The 24,279-nt window shown below is 56.9% G+C and carries 24 protein-coding genes; 11 read left to right on the top strand and 13 right to left on the bottom strand.

Going from position 1 to position 24,279, the window contains the following annotated elements:
* Positions 1–128 precede the first annotated feature (128 nt).
* The 3 genes from pnp to IPK79_11780 all read left to right on the top strand — a co-directional run bounded on the left by pnp (position 129) and on the right by IPK79_11780 (position 5,063).
* On the top strand, positions 129–2,435 hold the full coding sequence (gene pnp / locus IPK79_11790) for a polyribonucleotide nucleotidyltransferase (GenBank protein ID MBK8191118.1): 2,307 nt from the start codon (positions 129–131) through the stop codon (positions 2,433–2,435).
* Entirely contained in the window at positions 2,413–3,834 is a 1,422-nt protein-coding gene (locus tag IPK79_11785) for an aminotransferase class I/II-fold pyridoxal phosphate-dependent enzyme (protein MBK8191117.1), read from the top strand. Before pnp ends, IPK79_11785 begins: the two co-directional genes overlap by 23 nt.
* 101 nt (positions 3,835–3,935) lie before the next feature.
* Positions 3,936–5,063 (top strand): hypothetical protein, encoded by a 1,128-nt coding sequence (locus tag IPK79_11780; GenBank protein ID MBK8191116.1) that lies wholly within the window; start codon positions 3,936–3,938, stop codon positions 5,061–5,063.
* Here the strand turns inward: IPK79_11780 and ispF are convergent.
* Together ispF and IPK79_11770 are read right to left on the bottom strand one after the other, a co-directional pair.
* On the bottom strand, positions 5,060–5,572 hold the full coding sequence (ispF, locus tag IPK79_11775; GenBank protein ID MBK8191115.1) for a 2-C-methyl-D-erythritol 2,4-cyclodiphosphate synthase: 513 nt from the start codon (positions 5,570–5,572) through the stop codon (positions 5,060–5,062). The genes IPK79_11780 and ispF overlap by 4 nt on opposite strands.
* Entirely contained in the window at positions 5,569–6,420 is an 852-nt protein-coding gene (locus IPK79_11770; GenBank protein MBK8191114.1) for an HAD family phosphatase, read from the bottom strand. The genes ispF and IPK79_11770 overlap by 4 nt, the downstream gene beginning before the upstream one ends.
* A gap of 612 nt (positions 6,421–7,032) precedes the next feature.
* Between IPK79_11770 and IPK79_11765 the strand changes: the two genes are divergently transcribed.
* From IPK79_11765 to IPK79_11755, 3 genes are all read left to right on the top strand, one after another.
* A complete protein-coding gene (locus IPK79_11765) occupies positions 7,033–8,166 on the top strand; it encodes a M20/M25/M40 family metallo-hydrolase (GenBank protein ID MBK8191113.1) in 1,134 nt (377 codons plus the stop codon).
* Complete coding sequence (locus IPK79_11760; GenBank protein ID MBK8191112.1) at positions 8,153–8,752, top strand: NUDIX hydrolase; 600 nt, start codon at positions 8,153–8,155, stop codon at positions 8,750–8,752. The genes IPK79_11765 and IPK79_11760 overlap by 14 nt, the downstream gene beginning before the upstream one ends.
* A gap of 131 nt (positions 8,753–8,883) precedes the next feature.
* Entirely contained in the window at positions 8,884–10,011 is a 1,128-nt protein-coding gene (locus IPK79_11755) for a CofH family radical SAM protein (protein ID MBK8191111.1), read from the top strand.
* A gap of 4 nt (positions 10,012–10,015) precedes the next feature.
* Here IPK79_11755 and IPK79_11750 read toward each other — a convergent pair whose 3' ends face one another.
* Positions 10,016–11,026, bottom strand: coding sequence for a transketolase (locus IPK79_11750; GenBank protein MBK8191110.1), 1,011 nt, complete (start codon positions 11,024–11,026; stop codon positions 10,016–10,018).
* On the bottom strand, positions 11,023–11,979 hold the full coding sequence (locus IPK79_11745) for a transketolase (protein MBK8191109.1): 957 nt from the start codon (positions 11,977–11,979) through the stop codon (positions 11,023–11,025). Before IPK79_11745 ends, IPK79_11750 begins: the two co-directional genes overlap by 4 nt.
* 121 nt (positions 11,980–12,100) lie before the next feature.
* On the opposite strand from IPK79_11745, the gene IPK79_11740 reads away from it, so the two are divergent.
* On the top strand, positions 12,101–13,543 hold the full coding sequence (locus tag IPK79_11740) for a hypothetical protein (GenBank protein MBK8191108.1): 1,443 nt from the start codon (positions 12,101–12,103) through the stop codon (positions 13,541–13,543).
* Here IPK79_11740 and IPK79_11735 read toward each other — a convergent pair.
* Entirely contained in the window at positions 13,540–13,869 is a 330-nt protein-coding gene (locus IPK79_11735) for a hypothetical protein (protein MBK8191107.1), read from the bottom strand. The genes IPK79_11740 and IPK79_11735 overlap by 4 nt on opposite strands.
* A 219-nt stretch (positions 13,870–14,088) precedes the next feature.
* Between IPK79_11735 and IPK79_11730 the strand changes: the two genes are divergently transcribed.
* Positions 14,089–14,973 (top strand): menaquinone biosynthesis protein, encoded by an 885-nt coding sequence (locus IPK79_11730; protein MBK8191106.1) that lies wholly within the window; start codon positions 14,089–14,091, stop codon positions 14,971–14,973.
* Positions 14,957–16,057, top strand: a complete 1,101-nt coding sequence (rsgA, locus tag IPK79_11725; protein ID MBK8191105.1) for a ribosome small subunit-dependent GTPase A — start codon at positions 14,957–14,959, stop codon at positions 16,055–16,057. The genes IPK79_11730 and rsgA overlap by 17 nt, the downstream gene beginning before the upstream one ends.
* 96 nt (positions 16,058–16,153) lie before the next feature.
* Here rsgA and IPK79_11720 read toward each other — a convergent pair whose 3' ends face one another.
* From IPK79_11720 to IPK79_11690, 7 genes are all read right to left on the bottom strand, one after another.
* Positions 16,154–16,939 carry a nucleoside monophosphate kinase gene (locus IPK79_11720; GenBank protein MBK8191104.1) on the bottom strand — a complete coding sequence of 262 codons (786 nt, stop codon included), beginning with the start codon at positions 16,937–16,939 and terminating at the stop codon, positions 16,154–16,156.
* Positions 16,940–17,051: 112 nt separating this feature from the next.
* On the bottom strand, positions 17,052–18,392 hold the full coding sequence (secY, locus tag IPK79_11715; protein MBK8191103.1) for a preprotein translocase subunit SecY: 1,341 nt from the start codon (positions 18,390–18,392) through the stop codon (positions 17,052–17,054).
* A 57-nt stretch (positions 18,393–18,449) separates the two neighbouring features.
* Positions 18,450–18,944 (bottom strand): 50S ribosomal protein L15, encoded by a 495-nt coding sequence (gene rplO, locus IPK79_11710; protein MBK8191102.1) that lies wholly within the window; start codon positions 18,942–18,944, stop codon positions 18,450–18,452.
* A 2-nt stretch (positions 18,945–18,946) separates the two neighbouring features.
* Positions 18,947–19,138 carry a 50S ribosomal protein L30 gene (gene rpmD, locus IPK79_11705; GenBank protein ID MBK8191101.1) on the bottom strand — a complete coding sequence of 64 codons (192 nt, stop codon included), beginning with the start codon at positions 19,136–19,138 and terminating at the stop codon, positions 18,947–18,949.
* Positions 19,139–19,158: 20 nt separating this feature from the next.
* On the bottom strand, positions 19,159–19,704 hold the full coding sequence (gene rpsE / locus IPK79_11700) for a 30S ribosomal protein S5 (GenBank protein MBK8191100.1): 546 nt from the start codon (positions 19,702–19,704) through the stop codon (positions 19,159–19,161).
* Positions 19,705–19,894: 190 nt separating this feature from the next.
* On the bottom strand, positions 19,895–20,527 hold the full coding sequence (locus tag IPK79_11695) for an HAD family hydrolase (GenBank protein ID MBK8191099.1): 633 nt from the start codon (positions 20,525–20,527) through the stop codon (positions 19,895–19,897).
* Between the two features lie 140 nt (positions 20,528–20,667).
* Complete coding sequence (locus IPK79_11690; GenBank protein ID MBK8191098.1) at positions 20,668–20,946, bottom strand: HU family DNA-binding protein; 279 nt, start codon at positions 20,944–20,946, stop codon at positions 20,668–20,670.
* Between the two features lie 395 nt (positions 20,947–21,341).
* On the opposite strand from IPK79_11690, the gene nadA reads away from it, so the two are divergent.
* Both nadA and IPK79_11680 read left to right on the top strand, forming a co-directional pair.
* Positions 21,342–22,322, top strand: coding sequence for a quinolinate synthase NadA (nadA, locus tag IPK79_11685; protein MBK8191097.1), 981 nt, complete (start codon positions 21,342–21,344; stop codon positions 22,320–22,322).
* A 145-nt stretch (positions 22,323–22,467) separates the two neighbouring features.
* The gene (locus IPK79_11680; protein ID MBK8191096.1) at positions 22,468–23,616 is read left to right on the top strand and encodes an Mrp/NBP35 family ATP-binding protein; all 1,149 of its coding nucleotides are present in this window, start codon (positions 22,468–22,470) and stop codon (positions 23,614–23,616) included.
* Positions 23,617–23,642: 26 nt separating this feature from the next.
* On the opposite strand, the gene IPK79_11675 is transcribed toward IPK79_11680, so the two are convergent.
* Complete coding sequence (locus IPK79_11675) at positions 23,643–24,257, bottom strand: hypothetical protein (protein ID MBK8191095.1); 615 nt, start codon at positions 24,255–24,257, stop codon at positions 23,643–23,645.
* Positions 24,258–24,279: the final 22 nt, after the last annotated feature.

Genomic DNA, 24,279 nt, shown 5'->3' with positions numbered 1-24,279 from the left:
GTGTCTTTGCCGTTGCGATTTGGCTATGGCTTTGTTTGGGCGTTGGCTTTGTTTTCGCTACAATGAGAGCGACGAAAATAGATGCGTAAAGTTAAAGAAGATTCAGAAAGAAGACCCATTTTATGTCTATGACCGAAACTCCTACGGCGGACGCCGGCCTGCAATGTCAGACCCTGACTTTTAAAATCGGCGACAAGGATGTGCAACTGGAAACCGGACGCATGGCGCGCTCAGCTAGCGGCGCGGTAGTCGTGCGATGTGAAGATACCGTCATCCTGGTGACGGCCACCGGCAGCGAGGAACCGCGCTCCGGAATTGATTTTTTCCCCCTGCTCTGCGACTTCGAAGAAAAGATGTACGCAGTGGGCCGCATTCCCGGCGGCTTTATTAAACGCGAAGGCCGTCCCTCTGAAAAGGCTGTACTCACCTGCCGCCTGATGGACCGCCCCATTCGCCCCCTGTGGCCGGATAATTACTACAAAGATGTTCAGGTGGTGGCCTCGCCTCTCAGCGCCGACAGCGTTAACCAACTGGATACCCTGGCGATGTTTGGCGCCGCAGCAGCGTTGGAACTGTCCGGCTTGCCGTTTGAAGGCCCTATCGGCGCCATCCGCGTGGGGCGTATCGACGGTCGGATGATCCCCAACCCCACCTATCAGGAAACGGAACAGAGCGACCTTGATCTGATTGTCGCCGGAACCGAAGACTCCATCATGATGGTGGAAGCGGGCGCAAAATTCGTCTCGGAAGCCGATATGCTGGACGCGCTTGCTTTCGCTCATGAAGAGATCAAAAAACAAGTCGCCGTGATTCGGCGTTTCCGCGAACAGTGCGGCATTGCGCCTCGCGCCCAGTACGTTTGCCCCTACGACGTCTCACCGTTGAAAGCCTTCGTCGAGTCGCAAGTCGGTGACGATATTCGCGCGGCGTATCGCAATTTCAATCGCGATGAACGCAAGGCCTTGCTGAAGACCGCAAAAGACAAGCTCAAAGCCGCGATCGCAGCTTTGGCTGATGACCATGACATCCGCAAATTCATTGCCGAACAGCCGCTGGATCACGTGAGCGCTTGCTTCAAGGGTCTCGAAAAACGCGTTATGCGCGCGATGGTGCTGGACGAAGGCGTTCGCGCCGATGGTCGTAAAACGACCGAAATCCGTCCGATTACCTGCGAAGTGGGTGTTCTGCCCCGCGTCCACGGTTCAGCGCTGTTTACGCGCGGCAACACCCAGGTGTTGTCCATCTGTACGCTGGGCGCTCCCGGCGACAAACAGGATCTCGACGGCGTGGATCCGGCCACAGAGAAGCGCTGGATTCATCACTATTCTTTCCCGGCCTACTCGGTCGGAGAAGTGCGCCCGACGCGCGGCCCTGGACGGCGTGAAATCGGTCACGGCGCCTTGGCGGCACGCGCCATTGAAGCCGCCCTGCCGGAAAAAGAAGCCTTCCCTTATACGATTCGCGTGAATTCCGAAGTATTGGAATCCAACGGGTCGACGAGTATGGCCTCTACCTGCGGATCATCGATGGCCTTGATGCATGCCGGCGTGCCGCTTTGCTCTCCTATCAGCGGCATTGCGATGGGCCTGATTAAAGAAGGCGATCGCTATGTGGTGCTGTCCGATATCCAGGGTGTCGAGGATTTCCTCGGCGATATGGATTTCAAGGTGACAGGCAACGACACCGGCATTACAGCGCTGCAAATGGATATTAAAATCCGCGGCATCTCGCTGGAAATTATGCGCGAGGCGCTTGAGCAGGCGCGTCAGGGCCGGCTTCATATTCTGGGTAAAATGAACGCCGCCATTGCGCAGCCTAACGCCGAACTCTCTCCGTATGCGCCGCGTATTCTGACCTGGCGCATCGACAAAGAGCAGATTGGCTCGGTCATTGGCCCCGGCGGCAAAACGATTCGCGGCATCATCGAGCAGACCGGCGCAACGATTGATATCGAAGACGACGGCCTGGTCACGATTACCTCCGTGGGAGAAGGCGGCGAACGTGCACTGGCCATCGTTCAGCAAATGACGATGAAAATCGAGGCCGGCATGCTGTTCAAAGGCAAGGTCGTGCGGATTATTCCCATCGGCGCCTTTGTTGAGCTGACGCCCGGCAAAGATGGCATGGTGCATATCTCACAGGTCTCCAACGAACGTATTCAGGCCGTGGAAGAGTATCTGGCCGTCGATGACGAAGTTCTCGTCAAAGTCAAAGAAATCGACGAGATGGGTCGCGTGAACCTTACCATCAAGGGCATTGCGCCCGAGGAATGGGAACAGTTCGATATGTCGCCTCCCCAGGCGCGCCCGGATCGCGAAGAGCGTGCGGCGGCTGCGGCTGCGGCGGCTGCCAACAACGAACGCGGCGGATTCCGCGGTGGACGCGGCGGCGGTGGCGATAGAGGCGGACGCGGTGGCGGACGGCCCTATCGCTAAGGCGATTGCCCACTATTTAACGCTTCAAAGAAGGCGCTTTCATGTCCCTGGACATGCAGGGCGCCTTCTTTTTGAATCTCCTGGCTTGAGCGAAGCCTTGCTGGCCGCTGATCTCAGTGAAGTCGAAGGACTGGACGTTCTTTCACAACCAGAGGGTTGTATTGCGACGTCTCAGGCGCTGGCGGCGTCTATATACGGCGTAGGGCATAGCTTTTATTTAATCAATGGGGCTTCTGTGGGACTTCAGGCCGCCATGTTGGCGACGCTCAGGCCGGGCGATGACGTGCTGATCGCGCGCAATGCACATCGTTCGCTCATCAGCGGGCTGATTCTCACCGGGGCTAACCCCATCTGGCTGTGGCCCGAGCGCTTATCCGAATGGGGACTCTGGGCAGCGCTGACGTCTCAGACGGTTCGCTCCGCCCTGGAGGCTCACCCGAATGCGCGTCTGGTGGCCATGACCTCTCCAACCTATGAAGGCATCGGCTCCGATATCGATGCTATTGCCGAAATTTGTCGCGCATATGGCGCGCTGACGCTGGTGGATGAGGCGCATGGCGCGCTTTGGCCTTTCTCAGAAGACTTGCCCCCCACCGCTGCGCATGCCCGGGTCGATGTTGTCGTTCATTCCCTGCATAAATCTGCGGGAAGCCTGACCCAAACGGCGATTGCGCATCTACCGCATGGATCAGGCGTCTCGCCGTCGCAATTCCAGCAAGCGCTTAACGCGCTGCAGACGACCAGCCCTTCTTATCCCCTGTTGGCGAGCGCCGAAGCCGCCGTGTTACATCTGGCAAGCCCTGCCGGTCGGGCGCAGCTCCAGAACTGCATTGACTGCGCAACGCGCGTTCGTCACGAACTTCAGCGCGAATTGCGGCATTTACGTCTGTTTTCGCCGAAACCTCCCAGTGATGCCATCGCGTCGGCGGATTTAACCGCGCTTTATCTGGCTATTCCCGATGTCGCTGGGGATGAATGGGGCGTTCGACTCGAACAGGAATGCGGCATTGCCTTCGAGGCGACCACCTCGGCGGGGGCCCTCTACAAGCGAAGTCTGGGACTCCTGGAGAGCGATGATACGGCCCTGATACGAGCCCTTTGTTCTGAGGATCAGCGTTTACGCAGTCTGGGCGCTTGCTGTGCGCCCGAGTTGGCAGAAGGAGACGCAAGGCGGCTGGATTCAAATCAGTGGAGGTCAGCGAACGTCGCGATGACGCCGCGCGACGCCTTTTTCTCTGCCGGAGAACGCGTGTGCGCCGATGATGCCGTAGGGCGTATTGCCCAGGAAACCCTTGTTCATTGTCCACCGGGCATCCCCATTACGGTTCCGGGCGAGCGTATCTCATCCGCTCTTCGAGAGGCGCTGCCTGACACGGTCACAGTGGTCCGAGAACCATAGAGGGTGTAAATTTTTGATAACAAACCTTCAATAAATCGATTGGGCTGTCGATAGCAACTCTATTCGCTTCCTTTGCCGATTATTTCCCGGAGGTCTCCTGAATGCGGAAGGCCCTTAAAGGCAACGCCATGATGGAATATGGCTTATCGGGCGTCTTATTGTTGACGCTGGTCGGCTCTGCCTTTTCGCAAACCGACTGGGTCAGTAAAGTCGGGACGCTGCAACAAAACCTGCTCAACGCGGGCGTTGGCGCTGGTGGTAAAACCCTGACAGTTGAGCCCTTAGGAAGTGTCATTCGCCCGCACGCGGTGAGTTCGATCAAGTCTGAACAAGTTTGTTTTGCCAGCGGTACATGTGTGGACTTGCCTGTTATTCCGGCGGGGGCTACCGTCGCGGATACCACCGGCGCCATGGGCGGCGAGTTAACGGAGTCCTTCTCTTCGGTGATGACGAAACTTGCCGAAGAATTGGCGGCCAAAGGCGCGGATCCTATTTTGGTTCAATTAATCACGGATCTTGCGAATTCAGGGCATAACACGGCGAGATACGTTAAAAACGTGGAAGCTCTTATTAATCAATACGACTGTGATATCAGGACGTGTACGGACGAATTTGTCCCTTATAAAAGTCTCTGGACGATTGCCAGAGGCATGAGGGAGGCTAAAAACGTTTATTACGGGACGATTATGGCCGGTAAATACACGCTACTCAACGATTATTTAGCCAACAATCCCGATGTGACGGCGTCTTTTCCGGAAGCAAAAGCCATTATCGATTTGGAATACAAACAAATCGGCGTCCTTTTGGATGGAAATACAGACTACGGATGTTCTGATCCCAGTTCGTCCTGTTCTCAAACGACAGAGCCTGTCGAGTACGCGATTGTCCCCAAAACCACGAATTATTATGATAGCAATACGGGCGAAACCGTTTCGCTGGTTACGTATTATTCGGACGCTTCCAAAATCCCGTTATACGAAACCGTGACCATGAACGGGGTGAGTACCACGTATAAAATCGGCTTGGGGAATGTGCGTACCGTTTATACGGATCCCATTCCTGCAACGATTACGGCCAATTCAGGACTTTCGATGGTGGCGAATATTTCCAATAAAACGGTCGCTAATACGGCAGAACTCATTCATCAGGATAGTAATGTAATTTGCGGCGCGGGTGGCAATACGGGCAGTTGCGTCGTCGATCCCAATCTGGCCAGCAGTCTTCCTTAAGGACGGGAAATAGCTGCGGTTGTTGTCATCATTAAAACCGTGACGCTGGCGGCTACGGCTTCGCAACGCCCGAGCGGGCCAAGTTGTTCAGCTGTTTTGGCTTTGACGCTGACGCAATCGTCCTCGATTTGAAGCAGCTGCGCAATAGTCTGTGCCATGGCGCGCTTATAGGGGCCTAGTTTGGGAGCTTCCAGAAAGACTGTGGCATCTACGTTAATGAGCTCATAACCGCGTTGTTGCGCCTGACGCATCGCGCCATTAACAAACAGGGCGCTGTCCGCATCTCGCCATTGGGGATCGCTGGGCGGAAAAAAATCGCCGATATCGCCCAACGCCAGGGCTCCTAAAATCGCGTCGGTGAGGGCGTGAAGCAGAGCGTCCCCATCCGAATGCGCTTGTGCGCCGACGGGACTTTCCAGCGTGACGCCTCCTAAACGAAACGGCAGGCCTTCTGCAAGTCGATGCCAGTCAAAGCCTTGGCCAACGCGAAACGCAGCGGCGGGTTTCATCGCGTTAAAACGGTAGCTTGGGGCGCTTGTTGGGTATTGCCGGCGGCCTGAGGCAGTAGCCAGCGTTCAATGGCTGCGGCGACGCCGTCTTCGTCAACGGAGCGCGTTACGGCATTGGCACAGGCTTTAACGGTCTCAGGCGCATTGCCCATCGCGACGCCCCATCCGGCCTGTTCGATCATCGAACGATCGTTTTCCTGGTCGCCGATGGCCATGATATCTTCTGTCGCAATTCCCCAGCGATCGGCCAGACACCGTAATGCGGTCCATTTCGACACGTCGCGATTGACGATCTCGCAGAAACTGGGGCGAGAAAGACAGATATCCAGCCGCCCTTCAAAACGCGATGCCAGTTGGCGGCGGATCTCGGGCATGCGGTCCGCTTCGATGATCATCATTTTAGAAGGCGGCGCGACAAGGCGTTCTTCCAATTGATCGCAGACCACCGGGGTAATGCCAGAAATGGCTTCGTATTGGGCTGCATACGCATTTTCTGGATTCGTATACAGAACGTCGTCTACATACAGATTAACGGCGAGTCGTTCCGTCTGCGCAAACGCCAGAATTTGCCGGGCCAGCCCCAACGGAATCGGTGAGTGGTAATAACGTTCATACGGCGTCTGCACGTCTTGCGCCAGTGCGCCCTGATAGGCAATGAGAGGTTCTGCCAATCCCAGATCGCGCGCAATGGGCAAGGCCGAGCGAAACATGCGCCCGGTTGCGATGACCACGCGAACTTCTGTCTGCGTCTGAACGACGCGAATCGCCTCTCGCACGGCGGACGTCGGTTTTAGCGATTCCCCCAGAACGGTTCCATCGAGATCCAACGCCAGTAAACGATAGGCCATAACGACAGGCAACCTTTCGTAAGAGCGGAAATCCGCCCTATTGTATCCAAAAAACGAAAAAGCCTCCGGGAGGGGGCCGGGGGCTTTTTCGAGAGGGTCGCCATCATCTCGAGTCTTCTATTCAAGCGAATCGCATCCGGCGTGATCTGGTCACAGATCAGGGTGGCTTGCGAAAAACCGATTCCCTAAAGACGGTTGGCTAGTGGAGGGAAGGCTCAAGGGCGCTCTGCTGAATCACTGTCTCAGCAAGAGTGGGAGAAATTCTAGCAGAGAGTGCCTTGTAAAGCAAATCTTTGGCTTTTTTTGCTGAAACATGACTTTAGAAAGCAGGTCGCGATCTTTGCGTTCAAAAAACGCTCCAAATAAAAAACCTCTTCATCACTGCAACGTGACCAAGAGGGAGAATCTGTACGATTCGAGGAGAGAGAGAAGAGCGTGTGATTGTCGTGTGAAGTCTGTGATTTCTTCGACTGGGCGAATGAAATCTTGTACAGGCATAAAAACAACAAATTGCGCGATGAGAACCGTTTGTGAAGTTTTTAAATATAAAAAAATAATAAACTCCGTGGACTTGACCCCCAGAGCGTTGGTTTTGCGTATAATCGGGCTCTGATGACATTGCCTGAGATTGACAGTGACGCCGTTCTGCGGACGTTTTTATCGCTGGCGCGCCTCGACAGTCCCAGCGGTGCGGAAGGGCCTGTCAGGGACTATCTGGCTCAGCGTCTCGACGCGCTCGGCGTTTGCCATCGTACGGACGCAACGGGCAACCTCATTGCGGAAATTCCGCCCAGTCGATGCCCGCACCCTGTTGTACTGGTGGTGTGCGCTCATATGGATGTAGTGCCTCCATGTCTGGGGGTTCAGCCTCAGGTGTGCGGCGAGGGAGATGCCCGCTGGATACAAAGCGACGGAACGACCGTGCTGGGGGCGGACGATAAAGCGGCTTTGGCGCCGATTCTGGAGGCGCTGGAGTGCTCTCTTGCTTGCGCAGCGCCGCGTCCGGCGGTTCGCCTGATATTTACCGTGGAAGAAGAAACCCATCTGAAAGGCGCGCGCCAACTGGATGACGATGCCCTGCGCGCCGGGTTTGCAATCACGTTCGATCACACGGGCCCGCCGGGGACGCTGATTCAGCGGGCGCCGTTTTTAACCACGTTTGAAATTACGGTGCGAGGACGCGCCGCCCATGCGGGAATCGCCCCTGAAGAAGGCCTCAATGCTATTGTGCTGGCGGCGCGGGTCGTTACGCGCCTGCGTCAAGGCCGCCTGGAAGGCGAAACCACCGCCAATATCGGGCGAATTGAGGGCGGCAAGGCTACTAATATTGTGCCGGACTGTGTGCTGATTAGTGGGGAGATTCGCAGTTATCGTCCCGAGGCGATTCAAGACGAACTTGATTGTATCGAGCGCGTCTTGCGCGAAGAGACCGCCTCGATGCCGGGGACTTCGTTTCTGCTGACGCGTGAGCGCGCTTTTGACGGCTATGCCCATGCGCCTGACTCTCCGGCTATACAGCGGCTTACCCATATTATCGAGTCTCAAGGACTAACGCCTGCCGTGATTGCCAGCCATGGCGGCAGCGATAACAACGTCTTTATGACGCGCGGACTGGCCGGGGTGGTTCTGTCGGCGGCCATGGAAGCGCCACATACGGTAAACGAGCGCGCGCATCTGACGGATATGATGCAAACGGCTCGCCTGTTATTGGCCATTTGGGAGGATTTTGCCCGTGAACCCTTCTGAGTTGCGACAGATAGCCATTCGACCCCATTCGATGGCGGACGTTCGCAAGCTGTTAGAGCAAGGACCGACGGAAACGCGCGTTTCTTCCACCGTTCGTTGTCGGGGGCGGGTCGTGACCATGCGTGAAGATCAGGCGCGCTTGCCCGATGGCGCTATTCGCCCGCGCGATGTGCTGGAACATCCCGGCGGGATGGTGATGCTGCCGATTCTCGACGACGGTTGCGTCGTGATGATTCGCCAGTTTCGTTACGCCTTGGGTCACGCGCTAATCGAATTGCCCGCTGGCAAACTGGATCCGGGAGAGACGCCCCTGGAAGGCGCATATCGCGAATTGGCGGAAGAAACCGGCTATTGCGCCGAAAAAATGGATGAAATCACGTTTATCTATACGTCTCCCGGCTTCTGTAACGAGCGCCTGTGGCTATTTCGTGCGACCGGTCTTAAACCGCTCGATCACGTTGCAACCGGCGACGATGAAGAATACCTCCGCCCTCTGATTCTCACGCCAGCACAGGTCCGCGAGGCCATTGACCAGCGCCTGATCGTGGACGCTAAATCGATTTGCCTGTTGAGCCTGGGCTTATGAGTCGATGGCCGTCGACCAACGGCCTAGACGCGTAAAAGGCTTTTTGGATAAGATACCGGTATTCGGCACATTTACGCGAAGGAGGCCCGATGGCCACGATTGCCGCCCCGTCTGATGTTCGCGACGCTTACATGCGTCGTTCGGGCAGCGCATTAGCTGCTATTTATGACAAGGTTCTGCACGGCGAGCGTCTCACCGGAGAAGACGGCATGCGCGTCTACGATGACGCCGATTTGATTGCCATTGGTATTCTGGCCGATACCGCCCGGGCGCTGCGAACCCCGGAAAACACCCGCGATTACGTCTACTGGGCCCATAACTTCCATATCAACCCAACCAATATTTGCGAGGCGCACTGTCGCTTCTGCTCCTTCAAAAAAGGGCCGGGTTCGCCGCATGCCTATGTCCTCAGCGTCGATGACATCGTGGCCTCTGTCGAGGCCTATCCTGAACGCGAGCATCTGGCGGAGTTTCATATTGTGTCCGGCCTTTACGAGAAACAAGGTCTGGATTACTACGTGTCGCTGTTTCGCGCATTGTCACAGCGTTTTCCGCATGTTCATATCAAGGGGCTGACGGCCGTTGAAATTCATTACCTGTCGCAACTGGCGGGCGTGTCGCATGAAACGGCGCTACGCGAGTTGCAGGCGGTTGGTTTAAAGTCGATGCCCGGCGGCGGCGCGGAAGTGTTCGCCGAGCGCGTGCGCAAAGACGTATGCGCCGATAAAATCACGGCGGAGGAATGGTTGTCAGTACACGAAACCGCTCATGGGCTGGGAATTCGCACCAATGCAACGCTTTTGGCGGGACTGGGTGAAACGCCCCAGGAGCGGGTTGAGCACATGCTCAGTATTCGCGCTCAGCAGGATCGCTCCGGCGGGTTTATGTCCTTTATCCCGCTCAACTGCTATTACGACAATAACCAGATTGACCCGCGCCATGCGCTTACCGGGGTCGAAAATCTCAAAAACTTCGCCGTGAGCCGTCTGCTGTTGGATAACGTCCCGCATATCAAGTCGTTCTGGATTCATATCGGCGAAAAGCTCTCACAAGTGAGTTTGAGTTTTGGGGTGGATGATTTGGACGGCACCGTCTCGCAAGAGAAAATTGCCCACGCCGCCGGTTCCGATGCGCCCCAGGCCCTGACGCGCGAAGCCCTGATGACGCTGATCTGGCGCGCTGGCAAGATTCCCGTTGAGCGCGACAGTCTTTACGGCGTTAAACAGGTTTTTCCTGCCCCTGAACCGGCGCTCCCTTAAGGCTTTATAACGCTTCTGCTTTTGCGGCGCTATGAACCGGCTCTATCACGACGGCGGCTAAATCGTCCGGGCCAATATCCAATGAAGCCCCCATATGCGCCTGCGCTGCGCGGACCAACGCCATGGCGTCGAGGCCGTAGGCGGCCATTAAGTAGGATTTGGATCCCCCATGGGCGAACGTATCGCGTAATCCAAGCCGCGTCAATTTACGAGATAATCCGGCTTCCGCCAGCGTTTCTGCGATTCTTGATCCCAGGCCGCCGACGATGCTGTGATTTTCCAGGCTGATTACGCCTAAACGCGCGCGCGCGGCCAGCTCTAAAATAGGTTGCGATGGAAAAGGCTTCAGCGTACTGACGTGCGCATGAATCAGGCTGACGCCGCTGCGGCGCAACGCGGGCGCGGCGCGCAGGGCTTCTTCCACGCATGCTCCGCTGGAGACAATCAGCAGATCTGCCTGCGTATCTTCGCAAGATAGGCGACATTCGCCTAAGCGCATGGGGGTCGAGAACAATCGCGGCAGCTCTCCGCGCAGCATTCGAATATAGACGGGGCCATCCACGCTATCGGCGGCATCGAGCGCAGATTCCACGTCGCTGGCGTCAGCGCATTCCAGAATGGTCATATTGGGGAGGGCAGACAGAATTGCAACATCCTCAATCGCCTGATGCGTCGCTCCGCCCGGCGTGGTGATGCCAGGAAGGAAGCCAAATAGCTTTACGTTGAGATGCGGATACGCGATCGACATCGCGAGCTGGTCGTAAGCCCGCCGATACAGAAACACGGCAAACGTGTGAACGAGCGGCGTAAATCCTTCCCGCGCAAGCCCGCCTGCAAAGCTCATCATGTTCTGTTCGGCGACGCCGAAGGAGAGAAAACGATCGGGATAGGCCTGTGCGAAGGCGTCGGCTTCGCAAGAACTGGTGAGATCGGCGGACAAAACAAGGGCGTCCGGCCTGTTTTCAGCCCATGCGACCAAATTACGCGCATGAACGCGCGACAGGCGCTCGGTCATGACGCCGCCTCCCATTGCGCCAGAATCTGTGCGTAGCGCTGACGTTCAGCGTCATCTGAGAAGCGAATGTAATGCAGCTTCGGCGCGCGCGCTTCCAGTAAAGGCAAATCACGCGTGGGATCCGTCCGCGCAACAATCACCAACGGCTTTCCGTCGCAGGGAGACAGAGCGGCTTCAGCCAATGCGTCGAGATCATGGCCGTCGACTTCGGCCACTTGCGCGCCAAATGCGCTGAGACGCTCGGCAAGAGGCTCGATTGGCATAACCGTTTGCACTCGTCCGTCACACTGCTGGCCATTGGCGTCAATAATCACCCGCATGGCGTCCAGCTTTAAAAATGCCATGGTCTGAAGCGCTTCCCATGTCTGGCCGCATTGCAGTTCACCGTCAGACAATAGCGTCCAGACGCGCCCTGTTTCGCCTTTTCGCTGGCGAGCGAAGGCGACGCCTGCCGCCTGACTCAACCCTTGACCCAGCGAGCCGGTCATCGCTTCCATTCCCGGAGAATGCTCCGCCCCGATCATTTCCACAGTGGCGCCGTCCTGATTAAATTGCGCCAGTCCCTGTGGGTCCATGCGTTCGGCCTCGACCAGCGCCGCGTATAGAATCAGGGCGTATTGGGCAGGCGACATGAAAAACCGATCGCGATCCGGCCCGCGTTCGCCATGGAAGACGGCTCCGCTCGCATGGTTTGCCGTCTGCTGGGGAACCCCTGTAAACGCCGGTGGCATCAAGGGGCTATTGAGGGGCCCTAAATGCAGTAAGCGGCTGTAAAGCGCCGCGAAAATCTCTGCGCTGGAGCATGCCTGACTCAGATAACCGCCATTGTGGGCAATCACATGAGCGAGTACCCGACGGCGAATGCCTGCGGCCATCGTGCGCGCGCGCGGTCGCCAATCATCCGCGTCTGAGGCTGGGCAATGGGCAGATTGCTGGTAAGAAGGCGAATGCATAGAAGCGCTTCCTCGTCCGGGGCGCAGGCGGCGACCCTTCTCATATTCTACCGCTATTGCCTGCTCGCTGAAAACACGCGCCGCTGGCTCTTCTCAGGATTGCGTCATAAAATGGACCTTGATGATGACCCTTCGACTCCCTGCTTTTTTACAATCGCCCCCGCAACGCTTTCTGTGGATTATGCTGGCTTCGGCGCTGGTCTATGGCGCGATGCTTTGCTTTTATGGGGCGGATGCGCATCATCAGACGCGTTTGGCGCGCGAGTTGTTTATCTGGCCCGTCATTATTGCCTTGCTGGGGCTGTATGTTGCGGGCTATCAGGCCCTCAAGGCGTCGGGGCGCTTCCAGACGCATTTTCTCGTCATCAGCGTCGCTCTGGTGGCCTTGGCGGCGACGGCTATTCAGCCCTTTCATTCGACGGATCTCTACGGCTACGTGAATCGCGGCTGGCAACAGGTTGCTTATCACGCCAATCCGTATGTCTGGACGGTCGATCAGATTGCGGGTTGGACGCGCGACCCGATGTTCACCAATCACTGGGTGAACAACCCGTGTCCTTATGGCTTTCTTTTCGCTCTGACGGCCAAAGCGTTGTGTTACGCTGGCGCAGGTCATTTAAATATCACAACGACGCTGTTTAAGAGCGCTAATTTACTGGCGCATCTGGCGATTGGCCTGCTGATATGGCTTTCGGCGCGACGTCTGGGCGATGCGGCTCCTGAACGCGCCTCCTATTTATATCTCGCAAACCCGCTGATCTTGCTGCATCATCTGGCCAACGGTCATAACGATATTTTGATGGCGTTTTTCCTGACGCTGGCCGCTTTTACGCTGGTTCGTGGCTGGCGGCTTTTGACGCTTCCGTGTCTGGTGGCGGCGACGCTCATCAAATACTCGGCCATTCTGGCGATTCCCTTTGCCTTGATGGTCATCATTCGCCATGGCGGTTGGCGCGAGGCTTTAAAAGGCGTCCTGCTGGGATTTCTGCTTGCATTGGCCATCGCGTCGCCGTATGTGATCGATCTGCCTCGCTTCCCTTGGGGAGAAATGGGCGTCAACGCCTCTATCAGCCATAATTCGCTGCATTCTGTAATTTTTACCCTGTATAAAGTCTTAGCCGGCTGGATTCCCGCATGGCAAGACGCCCGCGAAATGGTGAAAGCGAGCCTGAAAGCTGTTCTCGTCCTCGCGTTTGCCGGATTTTACGGTTGGCGTCTCTCGCTTGCCTGGAAAGACCTTCGAGGCGCGGAAACGCTTCAGGCGGCCCGTCGTTTCGCGATGGAATCGTTATTGACGATGCTCGTGGCGGTTGGCTTGGCAAGCGCCAAGTTCTATGCGTGGTATTTGGGAATGTTTCTTCCCTTGGCGTTCTTTCTGTCGCCGCGTGATGAATTGCGTCGTTTGACGCTGACGCTCGCGGGTGCCCAGCTATTTGGCCTGACGTTTCTGGGGCAGGCCCATGTGCTGAATTTCCTGCTCTTGAGCGCCGCGCCCGTTTTTCCGTTCGTCTGGCGCCGTTTGCGGCCTGCGACGTCCCCTGCGCTCGAGACGCAGGCGAGTTAAGCGAACGTTTTGAACGTGCTTTCGATATTTTTGCCGATGACCTTGCGAACGGCGTCAATTTCGGTCATTACCGATTCGCGCTGGGTGTCGACGCGCCGAAGTTGCAGCTCTAAGGCCTTGTCCATCGATTGAAGCGAAGCGATTCGCGCCTGAAGTTGCATAGATTGCGGCGAATCAGGCTCCAGATTGGCGGTAATGGCGAACAGACGCCCGGTAATATTGGCCAGCTGCATCCGCGCCTGATTAATCTGCTGGCCCGTCAGTTCGAGATCGCTCTTGCGGGCGGTCAGCATCAAATAGCGCGCCTGGCTGGCGGCAAAACCCATGGGGAAGCCCCCTCGTAAGCTGGGAACGGACGCGCCTGAAAGGGTCAGGCCCGCATACTTCTCATCGACCCCTGTCCTCAAAACTTTAAGCCGTCAGGACGGCGATGAACGCTCTTCTCAGCGCCTGTCAGGGGCCGTGCTAGAATCGTAATCACATTGGTCAAAAGATCCATTGCGTAAGCGCCTGCGCCTGCGCGTCATTTGGAGAAACGCGAAGCTATGTCCTTGCCGCCGCGTCTGGGCGCGATTGGCTTTGTAAACGCCTTGCCTGTGATGATGGGCTTTGAGTGGCCGCGCTCGCTCGTTGGCGGGCAACTGGTCATGGCGGCTCCGTCGGTCTTGAATCGCGCGCTGCTCAGCGGCGAACTTGACGCGTCGCCTGTCTCCAGCGCCTGTTACTTACGTCATCAGACGGATTTGCTGCTGATTCCCGGGTTGTCGGTCAGTTCGCCTGGCGCGGTTGAAAGCGTTCTGTTTATCTCGCGCCATCCCATTGAGGCAGGGACGTCTTTGCCTCATGTGATACCGGTTCCCGATGATTCTGAGACCTCTATTGCGCTGCTGCGTCAATTACTTCGGGAACGCGCAGGGTGCGATCTGGACGCGCGTATGCGGGTCTATCCGGCGGCAGACTATGCCGAGGTTCTTCAGGAATTCGGATGCGCCTTGATTATCGGTGATCGCGCCTTGTCGGCGAGCGAAACGTCTTTCGCTCAAGCGCCCTGGCATGTGTGCGATTTGTCGAGCTGGTGGAAACGCCGAACCGGCTTGCCGTTTGTATTCGCCGTCTGGGCGGCTCGACGTGATTTTGCCCGACAGCAGCCGCAGGCGTGCGAGGCGATTGCCCAAGCGCTGCGCACATCGCGGGACGCGTTTTTCCGTGATGAAGCCCTTTTCGAGCAAGGCGTCGCCCTTGCTTCTAAGCGTATTGGACTTCCTCCTACGCGCATTCGTCATTATTACCGACGCTCGCTCACTTACGATCTCATGGATGCGCATTATCAGGCCTTAACCCGCTTTGCCGACTGGATAGGGGCTGAAACGGGTCCCTTCTTGACCCTGACTGACGCCTGCGCGCGTTGTTACGATGCCGCCGGAGTCTAATCACCTTCCCGATGCTCCGGTGGGGCGCGTGATCGCCTCGCATTCGGATCGCCATACCGTCGAATACGACGGACGCCGCTATGAATGCGCCTTGCGCGGTCTCCTGCGAAAAACTGGCGTCGAAGCGCTTTGCGGCGATTGGGTGGCGCTCGATCGACTGGACGACATCAACGGCGCTGCGCGGATTGTGGAAATCCTGCCGCGTCGCGTCGAGCTGGCCCGTCCTCGAGTCGCCAATATCGATCAGGTTCTGATCGTTCACTCGGTTCTGGACCCGGCGTTTAATGACGAAGCGGTGGAGCGGTTGCTGATTCGCGCCGCGCTCTGCGGAATTGACGCGCTCTTGTGCCTCAGCAAGCAGGATCTGGCGCCGCGTGACGCAATCGACGCGATCGCCCATCGCTATGAGGATCACCTCAACACCCCTGCGATAAAGGCTTCGATACGCGATCCTGACACCCTAACCGCGCTGGTCGAAGCGTTAACCGGCAAAGTGACAGCGCTGGCGGGCCCCAGCGGGGTGGGCAAATCGTCTTTGTTAAACGCGCTCAATCCCGCCTTGCGATTGCGAGTGGCTGACGTCTCTGGAAAGATAGGTCGCGGACGTCATACCACGCGCCATGCCGCGCTGCTGGAGGTTCGCCCCCACGCGTGGGTCGCCGACACGCCCGGATTCAGCAATCTGAAGTTTACCGACACGCTGCCCCCTGCGCTGGAGCGCGCTTTTCATGAGTTTGCCGCCTGGCGCCCAGACTGCGCCTTCGCCAATTGTCTGCATCTGGATGAGATCGATTGCGCCGTACGAGCCCAATCCGGCGGAGAGCTTGATAGGGCCCGATACGAGCGCTATTGCGTGTTTCAAGCGGAAGCGCGTGAATGCGCCGAAAGGCTCAAACGCGAAAGCGCTAAAAGCGAGTATGGCCTGAAACGGCTGGACGCCGTCGGACGCGGTAGAACGCGGGAAGAATTCCGCTTGAAAGGCAAAAACCGTGAAGCCTCCCGACGGGTTCATCGTCAGCGCGCCGTGCGGGATTCTCAGACGGAAACAGCCCACGGGGAGGCTTTTCTCGAGGACGTCGAATGACTTCCCTGTGGCAGCAAAAGCGAGGCTTTGGACCGGAGAGGGGCGCGCGAACGAAGCCTGAGGATTATCGCGCCTTCAGAACTCAGTAAAAACGCCTTAAGGCGCCGGAAAAGGCGGATGGTCGGTTTCTGCTTTAGCAGCGTGGATTTTCAGGTTTTTAAGACTGATATTCATCCGCGAGAGGATGTCTTCGGTAATGGTTTGCACGGGACGATCGCCGTTGATTTCTTCCAGCAGCCCTTTTTCGCGGAAACAGGCGATAATCGGCGCGGTATCGTCATGAAAGAGCTGTAAGCGCGACTTAATCACATCCTCATGGTCGTCATCGCGCTGAAAATAATCGTGCGTATCGCTTTCCGTGACGCTGCGGCTGACTACTGGGCAGTAGTGCGACTTCATCCCCTCGATGCGCAAGTTGAACGACTGCTTGCAATACAGGCAAAAAACCCGACCCGCGGCGCGCTCGACGATAATGGAATCGGGGACGTTCAGGTAGAAAGCACGGGCGATTTCTGCGCCTTCGCGTTCGCAGACGGATTCCAGTCGCTCCACCTGTTCGGCGTTGCGTGGAAACCCATCCAGAATATAGCCCATTACCTTGGGGTTGCGTTTGACGATGCGATGCAATTCCCCTTGCAGGGTCTGCATGACGATATCGCTGTCCACCAGACTGCCCTGTTTCAGACGTTCGCGAATGCGCGGGCCCAGAGGGTTGGCGGGATCTGTGACGGCTTCCCGTAAGAGAGCGCCCATATCAATGCGTTCCAGCAGCTTGGGGAAGGCCTTGAGCAAGGCATGCGTTTGGGTGCCTTTGCCGCCATTGGGTGGCGCGATGAATGGAAAAAAGCGTTTACCCCGAAGTTCCAGATGATCTGCCTTCATAGCGGCTGCTCTCCTGCCTATTGCGATGATGCGAACTGCGCGTGTGGCTCAAAGCGCTTGTGAGTAATCCAATCGACTCGACGTGCGCAAACTTTAACGGAATCCATTAACCCTACTTCAAAAACCCTTCATACTGGCGGGCCATCAAATGGACGCGAATTTGATTGAGCGTATCCAGCGCCACGCCCACCAGAATCAGCAGCGATGTGGCTCCCAAACCTGCCAACGTGCTAATGCCTAGAATTTTAGGAGCGGCGCTCGCCACCAGCGTGATAATCGCCAACGCTGCCGCGCCCACCCAGATAATGCGTCCGAGAATCTCTTCCAGTTTTTCCGCCGTTGGCCGTCCAGGTTTTACGCCGGGGATGCTGCTGCCGTATTTTTTGAGATTCTCAGCAATGTCGCGCGGCTGCATACCGGGAGCGATAGAGGCGTAGAAGAACGTGAAAAACACGACCAGCGTGAACATGACCAGCGCGAAAAACCAGCCGCTATAGCCCAAATAGGTTTCATAAAACAGCTTGGCATCGTACAACCAGGTATGGGGCTGCGGGCTGGTCATTTGAAACAACGTCGAGGGGAAAGCAATCACGGCAAACGCGAAGATAATCGGCATCACGCCCGCCGGATTGATTTTGAAGGGAATATGGGTATTCTGGCCGCCGTAAATTTTGTTGCCCACCTGTCGCTTGGCGCTTGAAATCGGCACGCGTCGTTCGGCCAGCTGCAAGACGATAATCAGGGCAATCAGCGCCAGAAAGACGCCCATCAAGAGCAACAGCATGAACGATTTACCGGGATCGCCCGATACCAGCGTATACGTCTGACTAAAATAAATCGGCAGCCCGGCCAGAATCCCTGCAAAAATCAGGATGGATCCGCCGTTGCCGATGCCGCGATCGGTAATGAGTTCCGCCAGCCACAAGGCGAACATAGAGCCCGCTGTGAGAGAAAGCACCGTGGATACGGTGAAGAAAGCCACGTTAACGCCGGGCAGCAAATAGGGCCACATCAGCCGGGCAATAAAAAACCCTTGGAACACGGCCAGAAATACCGACAAATATCGCGTAAACTGCGCAATTTTTTTGCGGCCAATTTCCCCTTCTTCTTTTTGCATTTCTTCCAGACGCGGAATGGCGACCGTCATCAACTGCAAAATGATCGACGCCGTAATATAGGGACCAATCCCCAGCGCCATGACAGACAGCTTGCTCAACGCGCCGCCGGAAAACAAGTCCAGAAATCCGGCCAGGCCCTGACGGACCAAATGCCCCATTGCGTGAGGCGTCACGCCCCACACTGGAATCTGAACGCCTAAGCGAAACAGGGCGATCGCAATGCCGGTAAACAGCAGCTTCTCTTTCAGGCCAGAAGCCTGAAACATGGCGGCAAAATCCCCGAGCTTGGGGATCTGCGAGCGCGGATTGCGTTTAAGAGAGGTAGGTCGGCTCACCGGATTTCAGGCCTAAAAACAGACTCGCCCAAGGGCGTTAACAGCGTCGGTAGAGAGTTAGGGGGCTTTGGCCAGCTCGATGGCGCCGCCTGCGGCTTCAATTTTTTCGCGTGCGCCCGCCGTAACATGGTGCGCATGCACCGTTACCTTACGGTCGCATTCGCCCTTGCCCAGTAGACGCAGACCTTCCATTCCCGGGCGCAAAAAGCCGCGCTCGCGAAGGACTTCATACGTCAACGCCGTTTCGCCGACCGCCAGTACGCGCGGCAAGTCGCCCACGTTCAGTTCAAGCCATTTGCTGACGCGCGGTTGAAAAAACTTGCCGATTTTGGGCATCTTGCGGTATTGCGGCATTTGACCGCCCTCAAAACCCCGCTTGCGCGATTGTCCAGAGCGCTGGCCTTCGCCGTTATGCCCGCGGTTACAGGTTTTGCCCGCCCCGGAGGCGCGACCGCGACCGACGCGCAGGCGATTTTTAACGGCTCCCTTTGCGGGGCGCACGTTGCTGAGATTAAGAGCTTCTGCGGATTGCGCAGGCGCGGAAGAAGACATCGTTAAGCGACCTCCACCGTAATCAGGTGCGAAATTTTGTTGACCATCCCACGGATAGTGGGCGAATCGTCGTGCGACACGAGATCGTTGGACTTTCTCAAGCCGAGCGCGATGGCGATTTTCTTTTGCGTCATCGGGCGTCCGATCAGGCTGCGCGTCAGGCGGATATTCAATTTTTTGCCGGATTTTGGCATGACAGGTTCCTTTTCGCGCGTTAGACCAACATTTCTTTTACGGAAGAGAAGCCGCGGTTACGGGCAATCTCTTCAAACGTCCGCAGCTCTTCCAGCCCCTTGATGGCGGCGCGCGCCACGTTCAGGGGCGAATTTGATCCGAGCGACTTGGACAGAATGTTTTCCACGCCCGCTAATTCAAATACAGCGCGCGCGGCGCCGCCGGCAATGACGCCGGTGCCTTCCGATGCGGGGCGCATCACCATCAAACTGCCGCCGGCTTTCGATTTCACCATATGCGGAATGGTTTTCTTGTGAATCCGTACGGAAACCAAGTGTTTGCGGGCTTCCGCGACGCCTTTCTGGATGGCGCCGATGACTTCATTGGACTTGCCAATGCCGAGGCCGACCAGGCCTTTGCCGTTGCCGACAATGACGACGGCCCGGAAGCTCAGTTTTTTGCCGCCTTTAACGACTTTGGTCACGCGGCGAATCTGAATGACCTTTTCTTGCCATTCGCTATCAGCGCCAGCCGCGCCCGGGGCGCCCTGACTCGGATTTGGGTTTTGTCTGGCCGAAGGTTCCATTCGTTCTTCAAATCCTTATGCATTAAGTATAGAGAGGGACGGGTGAAAAACAGGCCGGGCGAGGGCGTTTTAAGAACTCTGGACACGCGCTTGCGCCTAGCGAACCGTCACTGTAACACAAGGGATTTTTCGCGACAAGACGACTTAAGGCCAAATGTCCCGGGGCATTGGCGGGACACAACCGCAAGCGCTATCCGCCTTGAGGCGGCGCAGCCGTCGGATTGGCCTCGATGGCGGCATGAGCCGTCGCCGTTTGAGACAGAATCCAGTCAACGGCCTCGACGATAGAGTCGCAGATTCGCTCCGGCGGATGAATCATCTGCTGGTACTGCCCAGCCAAGGCGCGCGCGCCGTAGCCTGTTTTAAGCATCACCGAGCGGCAACCCGCATTGACGGCGAAAGAGACGTCGCTCGGTTTGTCGCCCACCACAAACGAGCGTGCGCGGTCGATCGCAGGAAAGGCCTCACAGGCGCGATCAATCATGCCGGTGGCGGGTTTTCGCAGCGGGCTGTCCTGACGATAGGCTTCAACGACGCCCCGCTCATGGAAAGGGCAATAGTAATAGGCGTCGAGTCGGGCGCCGGCTTGCGCCTCCAGCAACTGGGCGAGTCGGGCGTGCAGCGCCAGAATATGCGCCTCGTCGTAGAATCCGCGCGCTACCCCAGATTGATTGGTCGTCAACACGCTCAGCAATCCGGCGTCATTCAGTCGACGAACCGCCTGCGCCGCGCCGGGAATCAGCGTCAGCTTGTCTATCTCGCGGATATAGCCGGCTTCCTGATTCAGCGTGCCGTCCCGGTCCAAAAATACAGCGATGGTCATAAAGGCGCAAAGGCTCCCAATCGTGGCGCAACGGCAAGGATTGTAGCATAGGCGCGTCGATGTTTGCCTGTCATGGCCTCCCCAAAACAAACGACCCGCCCGTAAAGGCAGGTCGTTGCGTGGGTTCAATAAGCGCTCGACTACTTTTTGGAGACGAGTTCCTTGAACTTTTTGCCAGCGGAGAAAGCGGGCACCACTTTGGCAGGAATCTTCAGCTCCTTGCCCGTTTGCGGGTTGCGGCCCGTACGAGCGGCGCGTTTGCGAGGTTCAAACGTCCCAAAGCCAACCAGAGTGACTTTTTTACCTTTGGCGACCGACTTCTGTACGGTTTCCAAGGTTTGACTCAGAATCTCAGCGACCTGCTTTTGCGAATATTTGGTCTTTTTGGCGACCTCTTGTACCAATTCTTCTTTATTCATCTGTATCACCTCCTTTCTGTAAACCGTTAAAGCGATTATAACGTCTGTTCACAGAAATGCAAGGGCTGTTCCCCTCAAACCAGATAATTTTCAGGATTTTGCAGAAGGCGATCAGATGCCATAAAAGCGTAAACGCCTTTCAGCAAGCCGATTTTTCTTTGGCAGGGCTCTTGGAGGGAACACCAAAAATCCCTCAGATGGGTGAGGGGGGCTTCTTCGCTATTACAATTATAGAAATCCACGTTATGACGGAGTTTAGCTGTACGCGCTTCCCTATATATAGGAAAGGTCGCTTCAGAAGCGCTACAATAGCGCCAGTGACGTCTTCCGTTGTCTGGTCACTCTCTATTGAATCGCTCTCTATATCTCTATAAAAGAAGAAAGGCCTTGTTTCCATGATATCGGCGATCGAACATAAGCAGGCGATGATTCAAGAAATTCGCGCCCTCAAGCGCGAACGCAATGCCGTCATTCTGGCGCATCTTTATGAGCGCGTCGACGTGCAGGATGTGGCCGATCACCATGGCGACTCCCTGGGCCTGTCCCAAATCGCCGCCCAAACGGACGCCGAGGTTATTGTGTTTTGTGGCGTTCACTTTATGGCGGAAACCGCCAAACTGCTCTCGCCGCAAAAAACCGTGTACCTGGCCAATCCGCACGCGGGTTGCCCGATGGCCGACATGATTACCGAAGGAGATCTCAAGGCCTTTCAGGAGGCGCATCCGGGGCTGCCGACCATTGCGTATGTCAACACTTCTGCCGCCGTCAAAGCGCTATCCGATTATTGCTGCACCAGCGCCAACGCCTCTGACGTAGTGCGTTTTGCGGCCCAGGAGCGCGGAGTTGACGAGGTCCTGTTTGTCCCCGATCGCAATTTGGCCCGATACGCCCAGACTCAGGTCCCCGAGGTTCGCGTGACGTATTTTGACGGGTTCTGCCCCACCCATATGCGAATGGAGCCGGAAGACGTTCTCAAGCTCAAGCGCGAGTATCCGCAAGCCGTCATTCTGGCGCACCCGGAATGCGACGACCCAATTAAAGACATGGCCGATTTTATTGGCAGTACGACCGCCATTGTTCAGGCTGCCAAAGCCAGCGACCGCCATGTGTTTATCGTCTGTACGGAAGACGGCGTCAGCCAGCGTCTGGCGGCAGACTGCCCGGACAAACTGTTTTTTACCCCGACCCGCGCCTCGGCGATTTGTCCTAACATGAAGCTGACGCGTTTGGAGAACGTTTTGAAAACCCTGCGCGGCGACAACACGCCCATCGAAATTGCGCCCGCACTTTTTACGGCTGCGCGCGCGTGTATCGATTCCATGCTGCGGATTCCGCGCGGAGAATCTTTAAGGCTGGCAGGCGCGGCGTCTTCCTGAGAGTTTGATTTTCTGCGCCCGTCGCGCGTCGGTTAGAGATCGTCGCTGCGATCCTGAACACTTTTTCGTCGATTTTTGCGCTGGATGCGAGACAATGGCAACGATTCGCTGCACCTGGTAAGAAAGCCTGAAAGGATGGCTCCCCATGACCGATTCCCCTTCTCCCGCTCCTGCTTCGGATGTTTCGCGCGAGGCCGTGCTGGCGGCGCTGGCTACTGTGAACGATCCCGACATCCGACGCCCGTTGACCGAACTGGGGATGATCGACAACCTGACCGTCTGCGGTGGGAACGTGCGCTTTGAGATTAAGCTGACGACAACGGCCTGTCCCCTGAAGCAGAAGATTCGCGAGGATGCGGAGGCCGCCGTCCGCGTTGTTCCTGGCGTGAGCGCCGTTCACGCTGAATTTTCCAGTAAAACCGTCACGCTGGGCGCAAAGCCCCCGGCGCAGGCCCCGATCGAAGGAATTCGCAATATTATCGCGGTTTCCAGCGGCAAGGGCGGCGTGGGCAAAACCACCGTCGCTGTGAATCTGGCTTGCGCCATGGCCGCTGAAGGCGCTCGCGTCGGCATTCTCGACGCTGATATTTACGGGCCTAACGTCCCCTTGATGATGGGACTGGGCGGCGCCAAACTGGCGCAGGATTTGCCAACTGGCAAGCTCCTGCCGCCGGAAAGCCACGGCGTCAAGGTCATCAGTATGGCCTTTCTGGTGAAGGACAATCAACCGGTGGTCTGGCGCGGGCCGATGCTGGATAAGGTCATTCGTCAGTTTTTGACTGATGTCGCCTGGGGAGAGCTGGATTATCTGATTATCGATCTTCCGCCCGGCACTGGCGATGCGCAACTGACGATTATTCAGGCCACCCCGGTGGTAGGCGCCGTCATCGTCACCACGCCGCAGCCGGTTGCGATTCTCGATAGCCGTAAAGGTCTGGCGATGTTTGCCAACGCCAATGTGCCGATTTTCGGCATTGTTGAGAACATGAGCTACTATCCTTTGCCTGACGGCAGCCGCGATTATCTGTTCGGTTCAGGCGGCGGGGAAGCTGCAGCGCGCGAACTCGATGTACCGTTTTTGGGCGCGTTGCCCCTGCATTCTCGCCTTCGTTCGGAAGCAGACGAGGGCCGCCCTATTGTCGTGTCCGATCCCGAATCTGACTCCGCGTCCATCCTGCGAGGAGTTGCGCATCAAGTGGTCGCGCAAATCTGCGCTCGCGGTCTGTCAGACGCGTCCGCGCCTGCCGCCTTGCAGCCCTGTGCGGAACCCTCGACATGCGGGGTAACCCATTAAACGGACCGTCTCTGCGTAACCCTTTGTTATGCCAAGGCCTCAATAATAGGGCCGCCCATGACGTAATGCTGGGATCCCAGCGGGATTTCTCGTGCCAGATAGTTAAATCCTGCTGTGAGCATGGCCATTAAATCCGCCGCTCCTCCCCGAACCCCGCCCGGGAAATAAGGATCGGCATGATGACCCATCGAAAGCTCAAAGGGAGACGTCGGGAACGGCGTCGGGAAGCGGCCGTCCGATTGCGAACCCCATCCCATAAACGGGCCATAGCCGTCAGGCGTTCCATTGGCCGTAAAGTTCGGGCCGTAACCATAGCCTGTAAATCCATATCCCCCGCCATATCCGGTAGAGGCTCCGAGTGATCCGCCCAGACCGGGCGCTTGCGCTCCAAACGTGTAATCCCATGCGGAATACCCGCTGCCGGGCATATAGTTGGGGAGGAGTCCCGCCAGATTGCCATACCCGCCGCCCGTCAGTTGAGGTCCCAGGTAGTTATTAATTAATGAGTTAATCGGGCCAGGCGTCACGTTCCCGCCGAACGACGCCGCAAGCCCGCGGCCATAAGCGGCGTTAAAAACGCCTTGGCTTGCGACCATTGCTGCGCCATAAGCCGGGCTGATTCCTGCAATACTACCCATCATGTGACGAAACCTCCCCAAATCC

It is taken from the genome of Vampirovibrionales bacterium, from assembly GCA_016712355.1.
GTDB lineage: Bacteria > Cyanobacteriota > Vampirovibrionia > Vampirovibrionales > Vampirovibrionaceae > JADJRF01.
This window is presented reverse-complemented; position numbering and strand designations above follow the sequence as displayed.